General features: G+C 58.5%; 14 protein-coding genes. 9 read left to right on the top strand and 5 right to left on the bottom strand.

Features of this window, described 5'->3' with window-relative positions:
- Positions 1-114 precede the first annotated feature (114 nt).
- The 4 genes from rpsF (at position 115) to dnaB (ending at position 3,406) form a co-directional block, all read left to right on the top strand.
- A complete protein-coding gene (gene rpsF, locus ABRP88_RS07235; protein ID WP_023016353.1) occupies positions 115-405 on the top strand; it encodes a 30S ribosomal protein S6 in 291 nt (96 codons plus the stop codon).
- 49 nt (positions 406-454) lie between these two features.
- On the top strand, positions 455-1,009 hold the full coding sequence (locus ABRP88_RS07230; RefSeq protein ID WP_284771256.1) for a single-stranded DNA-binding protein: 555 nt from the start codon (positions 455-457) through the stop codon (positions 1,007-1,009).
- A 48-nt stretch (positions 1,010-1,057) separates the two neighbouring features.
- Positions 1,058-1,510: a 50S ribosomal protein L9 gene (rplI, locus tag ABRP88_RS07225; protein ID WP_005275797.1), complete on the top strand. Its 453-nt coding sequence runs from the start codon at positions 1,058-1,060 to the stop codon at positions 1,508-1,510.
- A 462-nt stretch (positions 1,511-1,972) separates the two neighbouring features.
- Complete coding sequence (dnaB, locus tag ABRP88_RS07220) at positions 1,973-3,406, top strand: replicative DNA helicase (protein ID WP_349836778.1); 1,434 nt, start codon at positions 1,973-1,975, stop codon at positions 3,404-3,406.
- Positions 3,407-3,411: 5 nt separating this feature from the next.
- On the opposite strand, the gene ABRP88_RS07215 is transcribed toward dnaB, so the two are convergent.
- From ABRP88_RS07215 to ABRP88_RS07200, 4 genes are read right to left on the bottom strand one after another with little or no spacing between them, the layout of a single operon-like run.
- On the bottom strand, positions 3,412-3,876 hold the full coding sequence (locus ABRP88_RS07215; protein WP_284853914.1) for a VanZ family protein: 465 nt from the start codon (positions 3,874-3,876) through the stop codon (positions 3,412-3,414).
- Between the two features lie 28 nt (positions 3,877-3,904).
- Positions 3,905-5,206: an MFS transporter gene (locus ABRP88_RS07210; RefSeq protein WP_349836777.1), complete on the bottom strand. Its 1,302-nt coding sequence runs from the start codon at positions 5,204-5,206 to the stop codon at positions 3,905-3,907.
- A gap of 3 nt (positions 5,207-5,209) precedes the next feature.
- Complete coding sequence (locus tag ABRP88_RS07205; RefSeq protein ID WP_349836776.1) at positions 5,210-7,399, bottom strand: heavy metal translocating P-type ATPase; 2,190 nt, start codon at positions 7,397-7,399, stop codon at positions 5,210-5,212.
- Between the two features lie 9 nt (positions 7,400-7,408).
- Positions 7,409-7,609, bottom strand: coding sequence for a heavy-metal-associated domain-containing protein (locus ABRP88_RS07200; protein WP_023024475.1), 201 nt, complete (start codon positions 7,607-7,609; stop codon positions 7,409-7,411).
- 119 nt (positions 7,610-7,728) lie between these two features.
- On the opposite strand from ABRP88_RS07200, the gene trxA reads away from it, so the two are divergent.
- Together trxA and ABRP88_RS07190 are read left to right on the top strand one after the other, a co-directional pair.
- Positions 7,729-8,100, top strand: coding sequence for a thioredoxin (trxA, locus tag ABRP88_RS07195; RefSeq protein ID WP_005275779.1), 372 nt, complete (start codon positions 7,729-7,731; stop codon positions 8,098-8,100).
- Positions 8,101-8,191: 91 nt separating this feature from the next.
- Entirely contained in the window at positions 8,192-8,929 is a 738-nt protein-coding gene (locus ABRP88_RS07190) for a PspA/IM30 family protein (protein WP_349836775.1), read from the top strand.
- Here ABRP88_RS07190 and ABRP88_RS07185 read toward each other — a convergent pair.
- A complete protein-coding gene (locus ABRP88_RS07185) occupies positions 8,926-10,101 on the bottom strand; it encodes an NYN domain-containing protein (protein ID WP_349836774.1) in 1,176 nt (391 codons plus the stop codon). The genes ABRP88_RS07190 and ABRP88_RS07185 overlap by 4 nt on opposite strands.
- A gap of 208 nt (positions 10,102-10,309) precedes the next feature.
- Here ABRP88_RS07185 and ABRP88_RS07180 point away from each other — a divergent pair, with 208 nt between their 5' ends.
- Genes ABRP88_RS07180 through ABRP88_RS07170 form a run of 3 tightly spaced genes read left to right on the top strand, consistent with a single transcriptional unit; the run spans position 10,310 to position 12,461 of the window.
- Complete coding sequence (locus ABRP88_RS07180) at positions 10,310-10,684, top strand: GntR family transcriptional regulator (RefSeq protein ID WP_349836855.1); 375 nt, start codon at positions 10,310-10,312, stop codon at positions 10,682-10,684.
- Positions 10,681-11,484 carry an ATP-binding cassette domain-containing protein gene (locus ABRP88_RS07175; RefSeq protein ID WP_349836773.1) on the top strand — a complete coding sequence of 268 codons (804 nt, stop codon included), beginning with the start codon at positions 10,681-10,683 and terminating at the stop codon, positions 11,482-11,484. The genes ABRP88_RS07180 and ABRP88_RS07175 overlap by 4 nt, the downstream gene beginning before the upstream one ends.
- Entirely contained in the window at positions 11,481-12,461 is a 981-nt protein-coding gene (locus tag ABRP88_RS07170) for a hypothetical protein (RefSeq protein ID WP_349836772.1), read from the top strand. The genes ABRP88_RS07175 and ABRP88_RS07170 overlap by 4 nt, the downstream gene beginning before the upstream one ends.
- Positions 12,462-12,753 lie beyond the last annotated feature (292 nt).

Raw genomic sequence — 12,753 nt, 5'->3', positions numbered from 1 at the left:
TCGCCGGTCATTTGCGGTACTGTGGTGGGGTTGCTTGACGCAACGTACCCTCCTGCTGCATCCGCAAAGGTGATGCAGCCGAAAACGACTAGACCATAGGAGGTGATGAGGTCCGTGCGTCACTACGAAGTCATGATCATTCTGGATCCTAATCAGGATGAGCGCACCGTAACCCCGTCCCTAGATAAGTACCTCGACATCGTCCGCAAGGACGGCGGCAAGGTTGAGAACCTCGATGTATGGGGCAAGCGTCGCCTTGCATACCCCATCGAGAAGAAGGAAGAGGGCATTTACGCCGTCGTTAACCTGGAGTGCGAGCACCCTTCGGTTTCCGAGCTCGACCGTCGCCTGAACCTGAACGACACCATCCTGCGTACCAAGGTTCTGCGCACCGACAGCAAGTAGCGGATACTGGGATCAAGCACAATCCACGTAACCGATAAGGAGTAAAGACATGGCACAGGGAGATACCAATATTACGGTGGTGGGCAACATAGTTGCTGACCCCGAGCTTCGCTTCACCCCAGCGGGTGCGGCGGTAGCTAACTTCCGCGTCGCCTCCACGCCTCGTCGCTATAATTCGCAGACGAACCAGTGGGAAGACGGCGAAGCTATGTTCCTGACCTGCAACGTATGGCGCCAGGCGGCGGAGAACGTCGCTGAGACCCTGAGCAAGGGCATGCGCATCATCGTTACCGGCCGCTTGAAGCAGCGTTCCTTCCAGACCCGCGAGGGTGAAAACCGCACTGTATTTGAGATCGACGTCGATGAGGTCGGTCCGTCGCTCCGCTACGCCACCGCACAGGTAAACCGCAATCCCCGTGAGGGCGGCGGCAACTTTGGCGGCGGCGGTCAGCAGCAGCGCTCGAATAACAATAATCAGGGCGGCTTTGGAGGCCAGCAACAGCAGCAGTCGCAGCAGCAGAACCAGGCTCCTGCAGAGGATCCGTGGAACTCCGCACCGCCAGCAGGCGGCTTTGGAGGCGCTGATTCTGAACCCCCGTTCTAAGTCTGTCACCCGCAACTATTCAACTAACTCAATTGAAAGGCAGGGATCATGAAGCTGATCCTCACCGCTGCCGTTGAGAACCTCGGCGCCGCTGGCGAAATTGTTGAGGTTAAGGACGGCTACGGACGTAACTACCTGCTTCCCCGCGGCTTGGCCATCGTGGCTTCCCGCGGCGCTGAGAAGCAGATTGAGGGCATCAAGCGCGCCCAGGAAGCTCGCGAAATTCGCGACCTGGACCACGCACGCGAGGTCCGCAACCAGCTTGAGCAGCTGACGAACGTTGAGGTCAAGGTTAAGACCTCCACTTCCGGCAAGCTCTTCGGTTCCGTTAACGCAGAAGATATTGTCAAGGCCGTCTCCAAGGCCGGTGGCCCTAACTTGGATAAGCGTATCGTTGATATGCCCAAGGGCCTGGTCAAGAAGACCGGCAACTACCAGGTCGAGCTGAAGCTGCACGCTGACGTGCTCGGCAAGGTGAACTTCTCGGTCGTCGCTGCTTAAGCAGCGCTCGACGGTCCACAGACCCAAAGACAACAGCACGGCTTAAGGCCCCAAGAATTCTCTATGTGAGGTGGAGAATTCCTGGGGCCTTTTGCCTACCCAATTGGCCTGTGGATAACTGTGAAAATCTGTGGATGAATGTGGAATTCAGGGTACGGGCTCACCAAGATTCTTGCACGACTTTACCGCTGGTCACGGCCTATTTTCCGTCACTCTGTGGGAATTTTCACACTTCAAAATAACCGCTCTGACCAGCGGTTATTATCATTGCAGGTCACAGTGGTGTCAAGTTATCCACAGTCGTGACCTCGGCAAATGAAATGCAACGATCGGCCTACCTGGTAATTCCACAAGCACCTGTGGATAACTGTGGGAGTTATGCCCAGGCAGGTAGTGTCCGGGAGCTCGTCTACACTTGGACAGCGTTACGCAAGGTCGCTTTACGGACACCAAGGGGGACACATGACCAACGCGAGCTTTGATGATGAACAGCTTCCGCCGGAACCACCGGCGCCGGATAATGCCGTAGCGCGCCGGCCGCGGTACCAACAGGATCAACCGCAGCGCTACGAGGAGTATCGCCAGCCGCCGTCGGACCGGGAAGCAGAGCAGGGCGTATTGGGCGCTATGCTGCTCAGCCCCAATACGGTCATGGAGGTAATTGAAGAGCTCGAACCCGATGATTTCTATTATCCGGCCCACGCCTTAATTTATGGTGCCATGCTGGACCTCTACGCGGCGGGGCAAGACATCGACCCCCTTATCCTTTCCTCGCGGCTGGATAGGTTTAATAACCTCGAACGCGTTGGTGGTGCGCCCTACTTACACACCCTTTTGGCTACCGTTCCCACCGCGGCCAATGCCCGCTATTACGCGGAAATCGTGGCGGAAAAGGCCGTCCTGCGTCGGCTTGTGGATGCCGGTACGCGCGTGGTCCAACTGGGATTTTCTGGCACAGAGGATGCCGAGATCGAATCGGTGATCGACCGAGCCCAGCAGGAAGTATTTGCCATCGCCCAGCGCAAGACCGCTGAGGACTACCGCGTGCTGGGTGATCTGATTGATCCCACCATTGATGAGTTGGCGGCGCTACAGCAGGCGGGCGGCGTTGAATTGGGCGTGCCCACAGGCTTCATTGACTTGGATAAGCTCACCAATGGCTTGCACGCAGGCCAGATGATCATCGTGGCGGCGCGACCCGGTGTGGGTAAGTCCACGCTAGCGATGGACTTCATTCGCTCGTGCTCTCTGCAGCACGGCAAGTCCTCCGTCATTTTTTCCTTGGAAATGTCCGCCTCAGAGATCGTGATGCGCCTGCTCTCCGCGGAATCTGAGGTGAAGCTCACCGATATGCGCAGTGGTGGCGTCTCCATGGAGGATTGGGCGAAGATCGATGACACGCTTAACCGCATTCAAGATGCGCCGCTATTTATTGATGATTCCCCGAACCTCACGATGATGGAGATCCGTTCGAAAGCCCGCCGGCTCAAGCAGCAGCATGGCCTCGACCTCATTGTTTTGGACTATCTCCAGCTGATGTCTTCGGGTAAAAAAGTGGAGTCGCGCCAGCAAGAGGTTTCGGAGTTCTCGCGCCAGCTCAAGCTATTGGCTAAGGAACTTGAGGTGCCGGTGATTGCCATTTCGCAGCTGAACCGTGGACCTGAGGCGCGTAATGACAAGAAGCCGCAATTGGCTGACCTGCGTGAGTCCGGTTCCTTGGAGCAGGACGCCGATATGGTGATGCTGCTATACCGCCCAGACTCGCAAGACCGCGATAACGAGCGCGCCGGAGAAGCGGATATTATTTTGGCCAAGCACCGCGGCGGGCCCATTGACACGGTTCAGGTGGCCCACCAGCTGCACTACTCCAAGTTCGTCAACATGGCGCACGGATAAAGGGCTTATAGGTCCACGACGGCGGCGGGGTCCCCTAAGCGGGGACCCAGAATTACCAGCACGATAAAGACCGCGGCCGCGGCTAGGGAAAGCCACCGCCATACCGGGAAGAAGCGTTGCCCGCCCCAGTGGGCGATCGCTGCACCGATGAGCGCGCCGAGGGTATTAAAGAGCAGATCATCGATATCTGTGCGGCCTAGGGCAAAAACATATTGGGCCGTCTCCAGGGTTAAGCTCAGCGCGAATCCCCAGGCAGCCGATACCTTCACGGAACGGCACAGCGTGAATATCAAAAGCCCGAAGGGGATGAAGAAGGCGGTATTGCCGGCGTATTCGAAAAGCGGCGCAAACCAACTATTGCCGGAAAATTCATCGAGGGGAACTAAATGGAGCTCGCGGACGCGCTGGTTTTCGGGCTTCCACAGGTAACCAATCTGGAAGAAAGCTTTCAGGGTGGTCAGCGCCACCATGACGCCAATCCACGCGCTAAGGGCTAATTTATCGAGCAAGGGCCTCACCCTTAAGCTCAGGCAAAGTAAATGCAGCTGTGGCGGCGATGGCGAAGGCAGCCGCAAAGAGCACGAAAAGGAATCCAGCACCGGTCGCCGCGATGAGTGGCGGCACAACGAGCGGTGCGACGATGGAGGCGATGCGACCAAAACCGGCGGCGGCACCTGTACCGCGACCGCGCAGCGCGGTGGGGTAGAGCTCCGGACCAATCGCATAAAGAGCACCCCAGGCGCCGAGGTTGAAGAAGGACAACAGGCACCCGGCGATGATGATGAATACTTCGGAGCTTGCGGTGCCGTAGAGCCCGGCCGAGACGGCGGAGCCGACCAAGAACACGGCGAGGGTGACTCGCCGGCCCCAGACCTCAATGAGCCAGGCGGCGGTGGCGTAGCCCGGTAGCTGTGCCAAGGTAATGATGAGGGTGAAGCTGAAGGATTTTACGAGCGAGAAACCATCGGCCACCAGCAGGGACGGGATCCAGATGAAGGCGCCGTAATAGGAGAAATTGACGCAAAACCAAATGGTCCACAGGGCCGCCGTGCGGCGGCGCAAACCCCGACCCCAAATGGAGGTCTCGGTGGAGGCGGTGGGTTCTGGGTGGACATCGTCAAGCGGCTGGCCCGCGGCGGCCTCCTCGAAGGACGCCACAACCTCTTCGGCCTCGCCGTGGCGGCCCTTGGATTCGAGGAAGCGCACCGATTCCGGCAAGCCTAGGCGCACGTAGACTGAATAAGCGGCGGGGATGAGGCCCACGGCAAAGCCCCAGCGCCAGCCGTTTTCGCCGGCGCCCACGATGAAGGTGCCGATGAGCGCGGCGAGGATCCAGCCGAGCGCCCAGAAGGCCTCGAGGAGGACTACCATGCGCCCGCGGATGCGGCGCGGTGAGAATTCGGAGATGAGCGTGGAGGCGACCGGCAGCTCAGCGCCCAATCCCAGCCCGACGATGAAGCGGAAGATAATAAGTATGGCCAGTCCGCTGGCCAGGGCAGAGGCGCCGGTGGCCAGGCCATAGACCAAGAGGGTGAGGGAGAAGATGTGGCGGCGGCCGTACTTATCCGCAAGGAGCCCGCCGAATGTCGCGCCCAGAGCCATGCCGAGGAAGCCAACAGAGGCAAGCCAGGAGGTTTGGGTGCTGCTCAAATCCCAATGCACGGCCAGGGCGGCCATGATGAAGGAAATGAGCCCCACATCCATAGCATCGAGCGCCCACCCTAGGCCGGAGCCCAAGAGTAGGCGCTTGTGTTTGCTGGTGACCGGGAGCCGGTCTAATCGTTCATTGCGGCTGAGCATGCGCTAATCATAGCGCTGGCTAGAAAATTTCCGGAGACGCAGGGAATTGGAGACGACGAATACGGAGCTCAATGCCATGGCGATGCCTGCAAATAGCGGGTTGAGCAGGCCAAAGGCCGCCACGGGGATGAGAATAATATTGTAGGCAAAAGCCCAGAACAGGTTGCCCTTAATGATCTGCAGTGTGCGGCGGGATAGGCGAATGGCATCGGCCGCGGACCGCAGATCCCCATTCATCAGGGTGATATCGGAGGCCTCGATGGCAACGTCGGTACCGGCGCCCATCGCCAAGCCAAGGTCCGCCTGGGCCAAGGCCGCGGCATCGTTGACGCCGTCACCAACCATGGCCACATTGTGCCCCTCGGACTGGAGCTTCTTGATGACGTCGACCTTTTCCTCCGGAACCACGCCGGCCGTGACCTCGGTGATGCCAACTTCCTCTGCCACGCGCTGGGCCGCGCCCTCATTATCGCCGGTCAGCAGGTGCGGGGTTAGGCCCAGCTGCTTCATCTGCTCTACGGCCTCAGCGGAGGTGGGCTTGATGGTGTCCCGGACCTCAATGAGCCCAGCGAGCTCATCGTCGAGGTACACCGCCACCGGGGTAGCGCCCGCGCCCTCTGCCTTGCGGAATGCCTCAGCGTACTGGCCTAGGTCCCCACGCGGCTTGCCGACGCCCACGCGGACCCCATCCACCGTTGCTTCCACGCCAGCGGTGCTGGTGGAAAAGTCGGTGCCGGGCTCCACGTCGCGCTCGCGCGCAATGGCCTGGGCGATGGGGTGCTCGGAGTTCCGCTCGACGGCGGCGGCGTACTCGAGGACATCACCATGCACGGCCGTAACGGACATTTCACCGGCGGTAACCGTGCCGGTTTTATCCATCACGATGGTATCGACCTGCTTTGTGGACTCGAGAATCTCCGGGCCCTTAATGAGCAGGCCCAGCTGGGCACCGCGCCCCGTGCCCACCAAGATGGCGGTCGGGGTGGCAAGGCCCAGCGCGCAAGGGCAGGCGATGATCAACACGGAGACAGCGGCGATAAACGCCGGTGCCACGCCGCCGAAGATGAGGTGTACCAGCAGCGTGAGGACGGAAATGCCGATGACTACCGGCACGAAGACCTGCGCGATGCGGTCCACTAGGCGCTGCACGGGGGCCTTGGATGCCTGCGCGTTGGTGACCAAGGTGGCCATTTGGGATAGGACCGTGTCCTCGCCCACCTGGGTGGCCTTAACCTCCAACTTGCCGGAAGCGTTAATGGTGGCGCCGGTAACGGTATCGCCCACGCCCACTTCTTCCGGGACGGATTCACCGGTGATCATGGAGGTATCGACTGCAGAATTGCCGGAGACGACCTCACCATCGGTGGCAATCTTTTCGCCCGGTCGTACAACGAAGACATCGCCCACCTGCAATTGGGAGATGGGAATGCGCGATTCCTTGCCATCCCGCAGCACGGAGGCTTCCTTCGCGCCCATGGACAGCAGGGTGCGCAGCGCCTCGGAAGATTGTCCCTTGGCCTTGACTTCGAACCAGCGGCCGAGGAGCAGGAAGGTAATGACCATTCCCACAGACTCAAAGTAGATATGGTCCATGTCGGCCGAGCTGGAGGACCACGACATGCTCATCGTCATACCGGGCTCGCCGGCGTTGCCGAAGAACAGTGCATACAGGGACCACAGGTACGCGGCCGAGGTACCCATGGAAATCAAGGTGTCCATGGTGAACGAGCTGTGCGTCAGGTTGGTCCACGTAGCGGAGTGGAAGGGGGCGCCACCAAAGATGAAGACGATGGTGGCTAGCATGGCGCAGGCCCACTGCCAGTTCTGGAACTGCAGGGCGGGCACCATGGAGATGACCATGATGGGGGCGGACAATACTGCCGAGATGATGGTCCGCCGCAACAGGCTCTGCTGTTCTGCAGCGCGGGCATCATCAACCGGCGTGCCCTCTGCGTCCCCGTCCTGGTCTGCGTCATCGTTGCCAGACATATCGAAAGCACTGTATCCGGCGCCTTCGACGACCTTGATCAGATCCGCAGGCGTAGAAGTCTCCGGATCGAACTCAATAGAGGCGGATTCGGTGGCAAAGTTAACGCTCGCCTCAACGCCGTCTACCTTGTTGAGCTTGCGTTCTACCCGGGAAGAGCAGGACGTGCAGGTCATGCCCGAGACCCCGAGATCAACGTGTGACATAGTATTCGCCTACTTAAGGGTGTATCCGGCTTCGGCTACGGCAGCTGCTACTTGTTCATCGGTGAAATCGCTACCGGAGACAGACACGGCGCCAGTGGTGTGGTCCGCAGAAACTTCCTCAACACCGGCGATTTCGCCTACCTCTTCGCGGATGGACATTTCACAGTGTCCGCAGCTCATTCCTTCTACGGTGTAGTTCTTCGTTGCCATGATAATCATCCTTTCTTGATTGCTTATGCTTCCATGCTATACCCCCTAGGGGTATCTGGCAAGGAAGAAATTTAGGTACGGTGGGGAATAAACCACAACGTAAAGGAGTTACAACGAGTATGGCTACTATCGACGTCACTGAAGAGAACTTTGAACAGACCGTAACCGGCGAAGGCATTACGCTTGTCGATGCCTGGGCGGACTGGTGCGGCCCATGTAAGCGCTTTGCCCCTGTCTACGAGAAGGCATCCGAGGAGCACACCGATGCTACCTTTGCCAAGCTGGACACCGAGGCAAACCAGGGCCTTGCTTCCGCCCTGCAGATCCAGTCCATTCCTACCCTGATGATCTTCCGCGATGGCATCCTCGTATTCCGCGAGGCTGGCGCACTGCCGCCCGCAGCGCTGGAGGATCTGCTCAAGCAGGTCAAGGACCTTGATATGGCTGAGGTTCGCCGCCAGGTTGAAGAGCAGAACGCACAGCAGGCATAGAATCTGAATTTTCAGAGCTTCCACGGCGCTTTCTGGTGAGTATCGCTAAACTCGCTAGAAAGCGTCTTTTTTATGACCAAAGGAGATAGTGATGGCTAACCCCTTCAGCAAGGGCTGGAAGTACGTGATGAGTTCTCTCGATCAAAAGATTGATGAGAACGCCGATCCAAAGGTCCAAATCCAGCAGGCGGTCAAGGCCGCCAAGGAACAGCACCAAGAAATCTCGGATCATGCGGCAGAGATCATCGGGCACAAGTCTCAGTTGGAAATGCAAATGAACCGCCTGGTGAAGTCCCAGCAGGATTACCAATCCCAGACCGAGCGCGCCCTGGAGCTCGCGGATTCCGCTGAGGACCCCCAGAAGGCGAATGAGTACAACCAAGCCGCTGAGGTAGTGGCTTCCCAGCTCGTCGCGGTGGAGCAAGAGTTGGAAGACATCAAGCAGCAGTACGCGGCGGCGGAGCAGGCGGCTGAACAAGCTAAGAACCAGCAAAAACAATCCGAGGCCCGCCTTAAGGAGCAGCTGGCACAGGTGAGCCAGCTGGAAGCGCAGGCGGATCAGGCCGCGATGCAGGAAAAGAACGCGGAAGCGCTCGATTCCATGAACGAGCTCAAGCCCGATGATTCCGTGCCGAGCCTGGATTCCGTCCGCTCCAAGATTGAAAAGCGCTATGCCGATGCGCTTGGTGCACAAGAGTTGCAGCAGGCAACCGGTGGCGACCGCATGAGTGAGATTCAAGCGGCCGGCAACGACATGAAGGCCAGCGCGCGGCTAGATGCGCTGCGCGCCGATATGGCCAAGAAGAAGGAAATCGAATCCGGGGATTAATTCTCGCGGCGGATATTAATTAGCACGCCGCGGATTCCTGAGTGGAACCCATCGCGCAAGTTCACGCGCTGGGTTTCCGTCAGGGTGTATTCATGCAGGGTTTCGCAGGCGAACTGCAGCAGCGGACGGTCGATTTCCGGCGGTAATCCGCCGCCAGACAGTAAGTGGGCTTGGTCGCGCTGCTCTGAGTTGGCGGCATTATCAAACCACCACGATGCGTACTGCTGGCCCACATCGAATGGGGACTGGAACCCGGCAGAGCTCCAGACCTCTTCTGGCAGCGGGACGTACTTCGAGCGCAGCTTGCGCCGCGGTGCCATCATTGACGGCTTCGGCGCAGGCTTTGGTGCTGCTTGATCGGTAGCCTCGGCCTCTTCGGCAGGGCCCTTCTCCGCTTCTGCAGAGGGCTTGTCTTGCTCTTGTGGGGTTGGGGTTGCGGCCTGCTGTGCGCTTTGAGGTGGCGCAGGCTTTGGGGCAGGCGCCGGCGTCGGCTTTTCCGGGGTGCCGAATGCGGTTTCCACCTCGGAGGGCTCCTCGCACTCGTCGCAGTGCTCCGCGCCTGGAAGCTCCTCTTCTGCTCCCTCTGCCTTCTGCGCTGCATCGCGGACCACTGGGGGAAGCGGGCCCTCGAGGACCTGCAGCTCCATGGAATCCGCGAAGTCCTCGCGGGGATCCAAAATGGTGGTGGAATCACACGTATGGCGCAGCGCTGCGGACATGGAATCCCAGCCAAACCCGTACAGGTGCACGCGGATGCCATTGTCCACGGCGGTCTGCGCGCCGGGAATCATGTCCGCGTCGCCGCTGACCAGCACAAAGTCGGTGAACTGGTTCTTCACGGCGGCCATGACCATATCGGCTACAAGCCGGGTGTCTACGCCCTTTTGGGTGCGTCGCTCGCCCCATTCAATAAGTTGTCCCGTGCGCAATTGCACGCCCTCGCAGGTGCGAAGGGCGCGTTGGTAGCGGTGCGGACCGGTATCCGGGATTCCGTCGTACCAGTATTGGCGCTGAATTGGGTTGCCTAATTGCTCCTCGATCATCCCGCCCATGGTGCTGACCACCTCAGGCAGATCAATTTCTAGCTGCGCGCGGGCCCCCGTTTCCCAGGAGTTATAAAAGCTCGCGAGCAGGTATGAGGTATCGACAAAGACAAGTGTGCGTTCAAGCATGGCTCCTAAGTTCCGTTCTAATTGTTCTAAATAAAATTCTTTGTTACCTCCAGTGTGCCTTATTCACCCCGAAACGTCGATCACAATTCGCCAATTCCCAGCATATTGGCCGCAAATGAAAAGTTTTCGGTGACCATTGCGGCATCGGCAAGTGTGTTATACGGTTAGTTACACAACTAACTAAGTAACTAACGAGCCGAAGGTGATGATGGACAACTCCACGCAACCGCTTTTTCGGCAGATTGCGTCCTTGGTGGAAGACGCCATTGTGGACGGCACTCTGGCGGAGGGCGATAAGGCACCTTCCACCAATGAGTTGGCGGATTTCCACAACATCAACCCCGCAACCGCGCGGAAGGGGATCACCCTCTTGGTGGACTTAGGGGTGCTGGAAAAGCGGCGGGGCATTGGCATGTTTGTGGCCGAGGGTGCTTCGCGTGCCATCCGCGAGCGCCGACGAGGCGACTTCGCCGCGGAATATATGGCCCCGCTTGTCGATGAAGCAGTTCGCTTGGGCTACAACCGCGCCCAGCTCCATCACCTTTTCGATCGGGTTGCAGAAAGCAGAGGAATGTACTCATGATTATTACCCGCGATTTCACCTTTTCCGCAGGTCTTACCCATGGCTTGGTCGGCCGCAACGGAATTGGCAAGACCACCTTATTGCGAAAAATCGCCGGCCAAATTCAATCCGGCCGCATCACGGTCTTTGACCGCCAGCCCTTTGATAACCAATCCGTGCTCAACCGGGTAATCCTCATGGGCATCGACAATCCGCTGCCGGATTCGTGGGGAAGCAAGAAACTCGGCGCCGTCGGTCAGGCGCGATGGCCCAACTGGAATGCGGACCGCTACGAAGACCTCATCGCGCGCTTTGACCTCCCCAATAAAGCGTATTCCGCGCTCTCCCGCGGGCAGAAATCGGCGTTGGGATTTGTTTTCGCCGTTGCCTCTGGCTGCGAAATAATGCTTTTGGACGAGCCTTATCTGGGCCTCGACCTGCCGCGGCGCGAACTCTTTTACCAGGTACTCCGGGAAGAGCACGGTCGCACCATCGTGGTATCCACCCATCACCTCAACGAGATAGAGGGCTTGCTGGACACCATTTCCCTCATGGGGGAGCACCCCATTAGCGGTCCAGTGGATGAATTTGTTGATTCCTTCCTGGAAATCAGCGGGCCCGATGAGGCGATCTCCGCGGCCATTTCCGCACTGGACCTGCCGGTATTGGAGCGCGATTCAACCAGCCTGGGAGACCAGGTGCTTGTCGATGCCCGCACTACCTCGCCCGATCCCGTCTTCCGCTATGCCAACGAACATCATCTCCGGGTAGCAGAGGTATCACTTGAAAAGGCTGTCCGAGCATTGGAGGAGCAGTCATGAAACTCTTATGGCACACAACGGAATGGGTCTGGGTAACAGTCCTATTCTTCATTGCGCTTTATCCTGTACTTTTTGGCGAAAAGTGGGGAACTGTCACCTTGCTCTTGCCCCTTGTGCCCATCCTGACGTATCAACCCAGTTTTGATAAGTACCAAGTACTTGGCCTGAGCTCACAGATATGGAATGAACACCGCCGGATTATCGTCACGGTTTTTGCTGTTGTAGCCATGGCAGGAGCGGCTGCACGGCAGAGCTGGTGGCCGTTGGCTGTTTATGCGGCGGCTTTGGCATGGGCGCTGTGGCGGAAACCAACCCCAACCAGGACGGGGTACTCGACGACCCCTTTGGGAATTGCATCCAAGCTTGGGCGTTTCCCGCCGACGCTCGACGCGCAGGCTGTATACCGGCGCCAGGTCCGCATGTGGCTGCTGGTCGTCGTATTTTTAGCCATCAACGTTGTGCTTTCGCTAATGAGCACGCTGTGGGGACCGATGGAATTCATCGCTTTCATTGCTTGGGTATTCTTCGCCTTCTTTAGCAGCCAGCCCATGGGCATGTTGCGCGATACGCTCAGGGATTACGTCACGCTCGGCGGCACGCGTCGGCGCTGGGCTTCCATGACCGCAATGACCGGGCTCATCCCCATCCTTGGTTGCGCCGCCGTGGGCTTGGCCCTTTCTTTCTGGGGGAACACAATCGAGGTCGCCGCCGGCATCACCGCAATCGCGGCCGTCACCGTACCTGGGCTTACGTACCTCGAGTTCCTAGAGAAGAGGACCCTTGGAGTCTTTGTGGCGTACCTCCTCGGTGTCGCAGCACTGTTATGGCTTTTCGCCCAAGGTTATGTCTCGGCTGGGGTGGGGATGCTTATAAGCCTTGGCATCTACGCCGTATGGGCCGTAACCCTGCCGATATACGCACGCCGCATAAGCAGCCTGTGGGAGAAAGGCCTTGCGGGCTGGCTTGGCATGAAATAAAAGTGTCCGAAATCCGTGCTGACCAGCGAGTTTGTGAAAGTTTAAAGCGGTGTGTAACTTAATACGAGTCAGCGCGACCGACAGCGCCCCACAGAGACAAGAGATTGTTTCTGGCTGAAGCGGCGATAGGAAAACAGGCCCTGACAAAAAATAACTTTTTACTCGCAACGAGTTCCATGCTCTTGGGTATGTAGCTGTTGTGTGGTGACGATGTCTGAGAACTCAATAGTGTGCCAATGTACTTATTTTTTATTTTTGTGTGCATGGTTGTGTGTTGATTGGTCTGTTGGCC

Source organism: Corynebacterium sp. KPL2734 (assembly GCF_040225595.1).
Taxonomy (GTDB): domain Bacteria; phylum Actinomycetota; class Actinomycetes; order Mycobacteriales; family Mycobacteriaceae; genus Corynebacterium; species Corynebacterium rhinophilum.
This window is presented reverse-complemented; position numbering and strand designations above follow the sequence as displayed.

Excerpts from the sequence above, each read along its gene's own strand:
- ABRP88_RS07180 (WP_349836855.1), top strand. The coding sequence starts at position 10,310 with ATGGACAACTCCACGCAACCGCTTTTTCGGCAGATTGCGTCCTTGGTG.
- ABRP88_RS07205 (WP_349836776.1), bottom strand. The coding sequence starts at position 7,399 with ATGTCACACGTTGATCTCGGGGTCTCGGGCATGACCTGCACGTCCTGC.
- ABRP88_RS07215 (WP_284853914.1), bottom strand. The coding sequence starts at position 3,876 with ATGGTGGCGCTGACCACCCTGAAAGCTTTCTTCCAGATTGGTTACCTG.
- ABRP88_RS07200 (WP_023024475.1), bottom strand. The coding sequence starts at position 7,609 with ATGGCAACGAAGAACTACACCGTAGAAGGAATGAGCTGCGGACACTGT.
- dnaB (WP_349836778.1), top strand. The coding sequence starts at position 1,973 with ATGACCAACGCGAGCTTTGATGATGAACAGCTTCCGCCGGAACCACCG.
- ABRP88_RS07210 (WP_349836777.1), bottom strand. The coding sequence starts at position 5,206 with ATGCTCAGCCGCAATGAACGATTAGACCGGCTCCCGGTCACCAGCAAA.
- rplI (WP_005275797.1), top strand. The coding sequence starts at position 1,058 with ATGAAGCTGATCCTCACCGCTGCCGTTGAGAACCTCGGCGCCGCTGGC.
- ABRP88_RS07190 (WP_349836775.1), top strand. The coding sequence starts at position 8,192 with ATGGCTAACCCCTTCAGCAAGGGCTGGAAGTACGTGATGAGTTCTCTC.
- trxA (WP_005275779.1), top strand. The coding sequence starts at position 7,729 with ATGGCTACTATCGACGTCACTGAAGAGAACTTTGAACAGACCGTAACC.
- ABRP88_RS07170 (WP_349836772.1), top strand. The coding sequence starts at position 11,481 with ATGAAACTCTTATGGCACACAACGGAATGGGTCTGGGTAACAGTCCTA.
- ABRP88_RS07230 (WP_284771256.1), top strand. The coding sequence starts at position 455 with ATGGCACAGGGAGATACCAATATTACGGTGGTGGGCAACATAGTTGCT.
- ABRP88_RS07175 (WP_349836773.1), top strand. The coding sequence starts at position 10,681 with ATGATTATTACCCGCGATTTCACCTTTTCCGCAGGTCTTACCCATGGC.
- ABRP88_RS07185 (WP_349836774.1), bottom strand. The coding sequence starts at position 10,101 with ATGCTTGAACGCACACTTGTCTTTGTCGATACCTCATACCTGCTCGCG.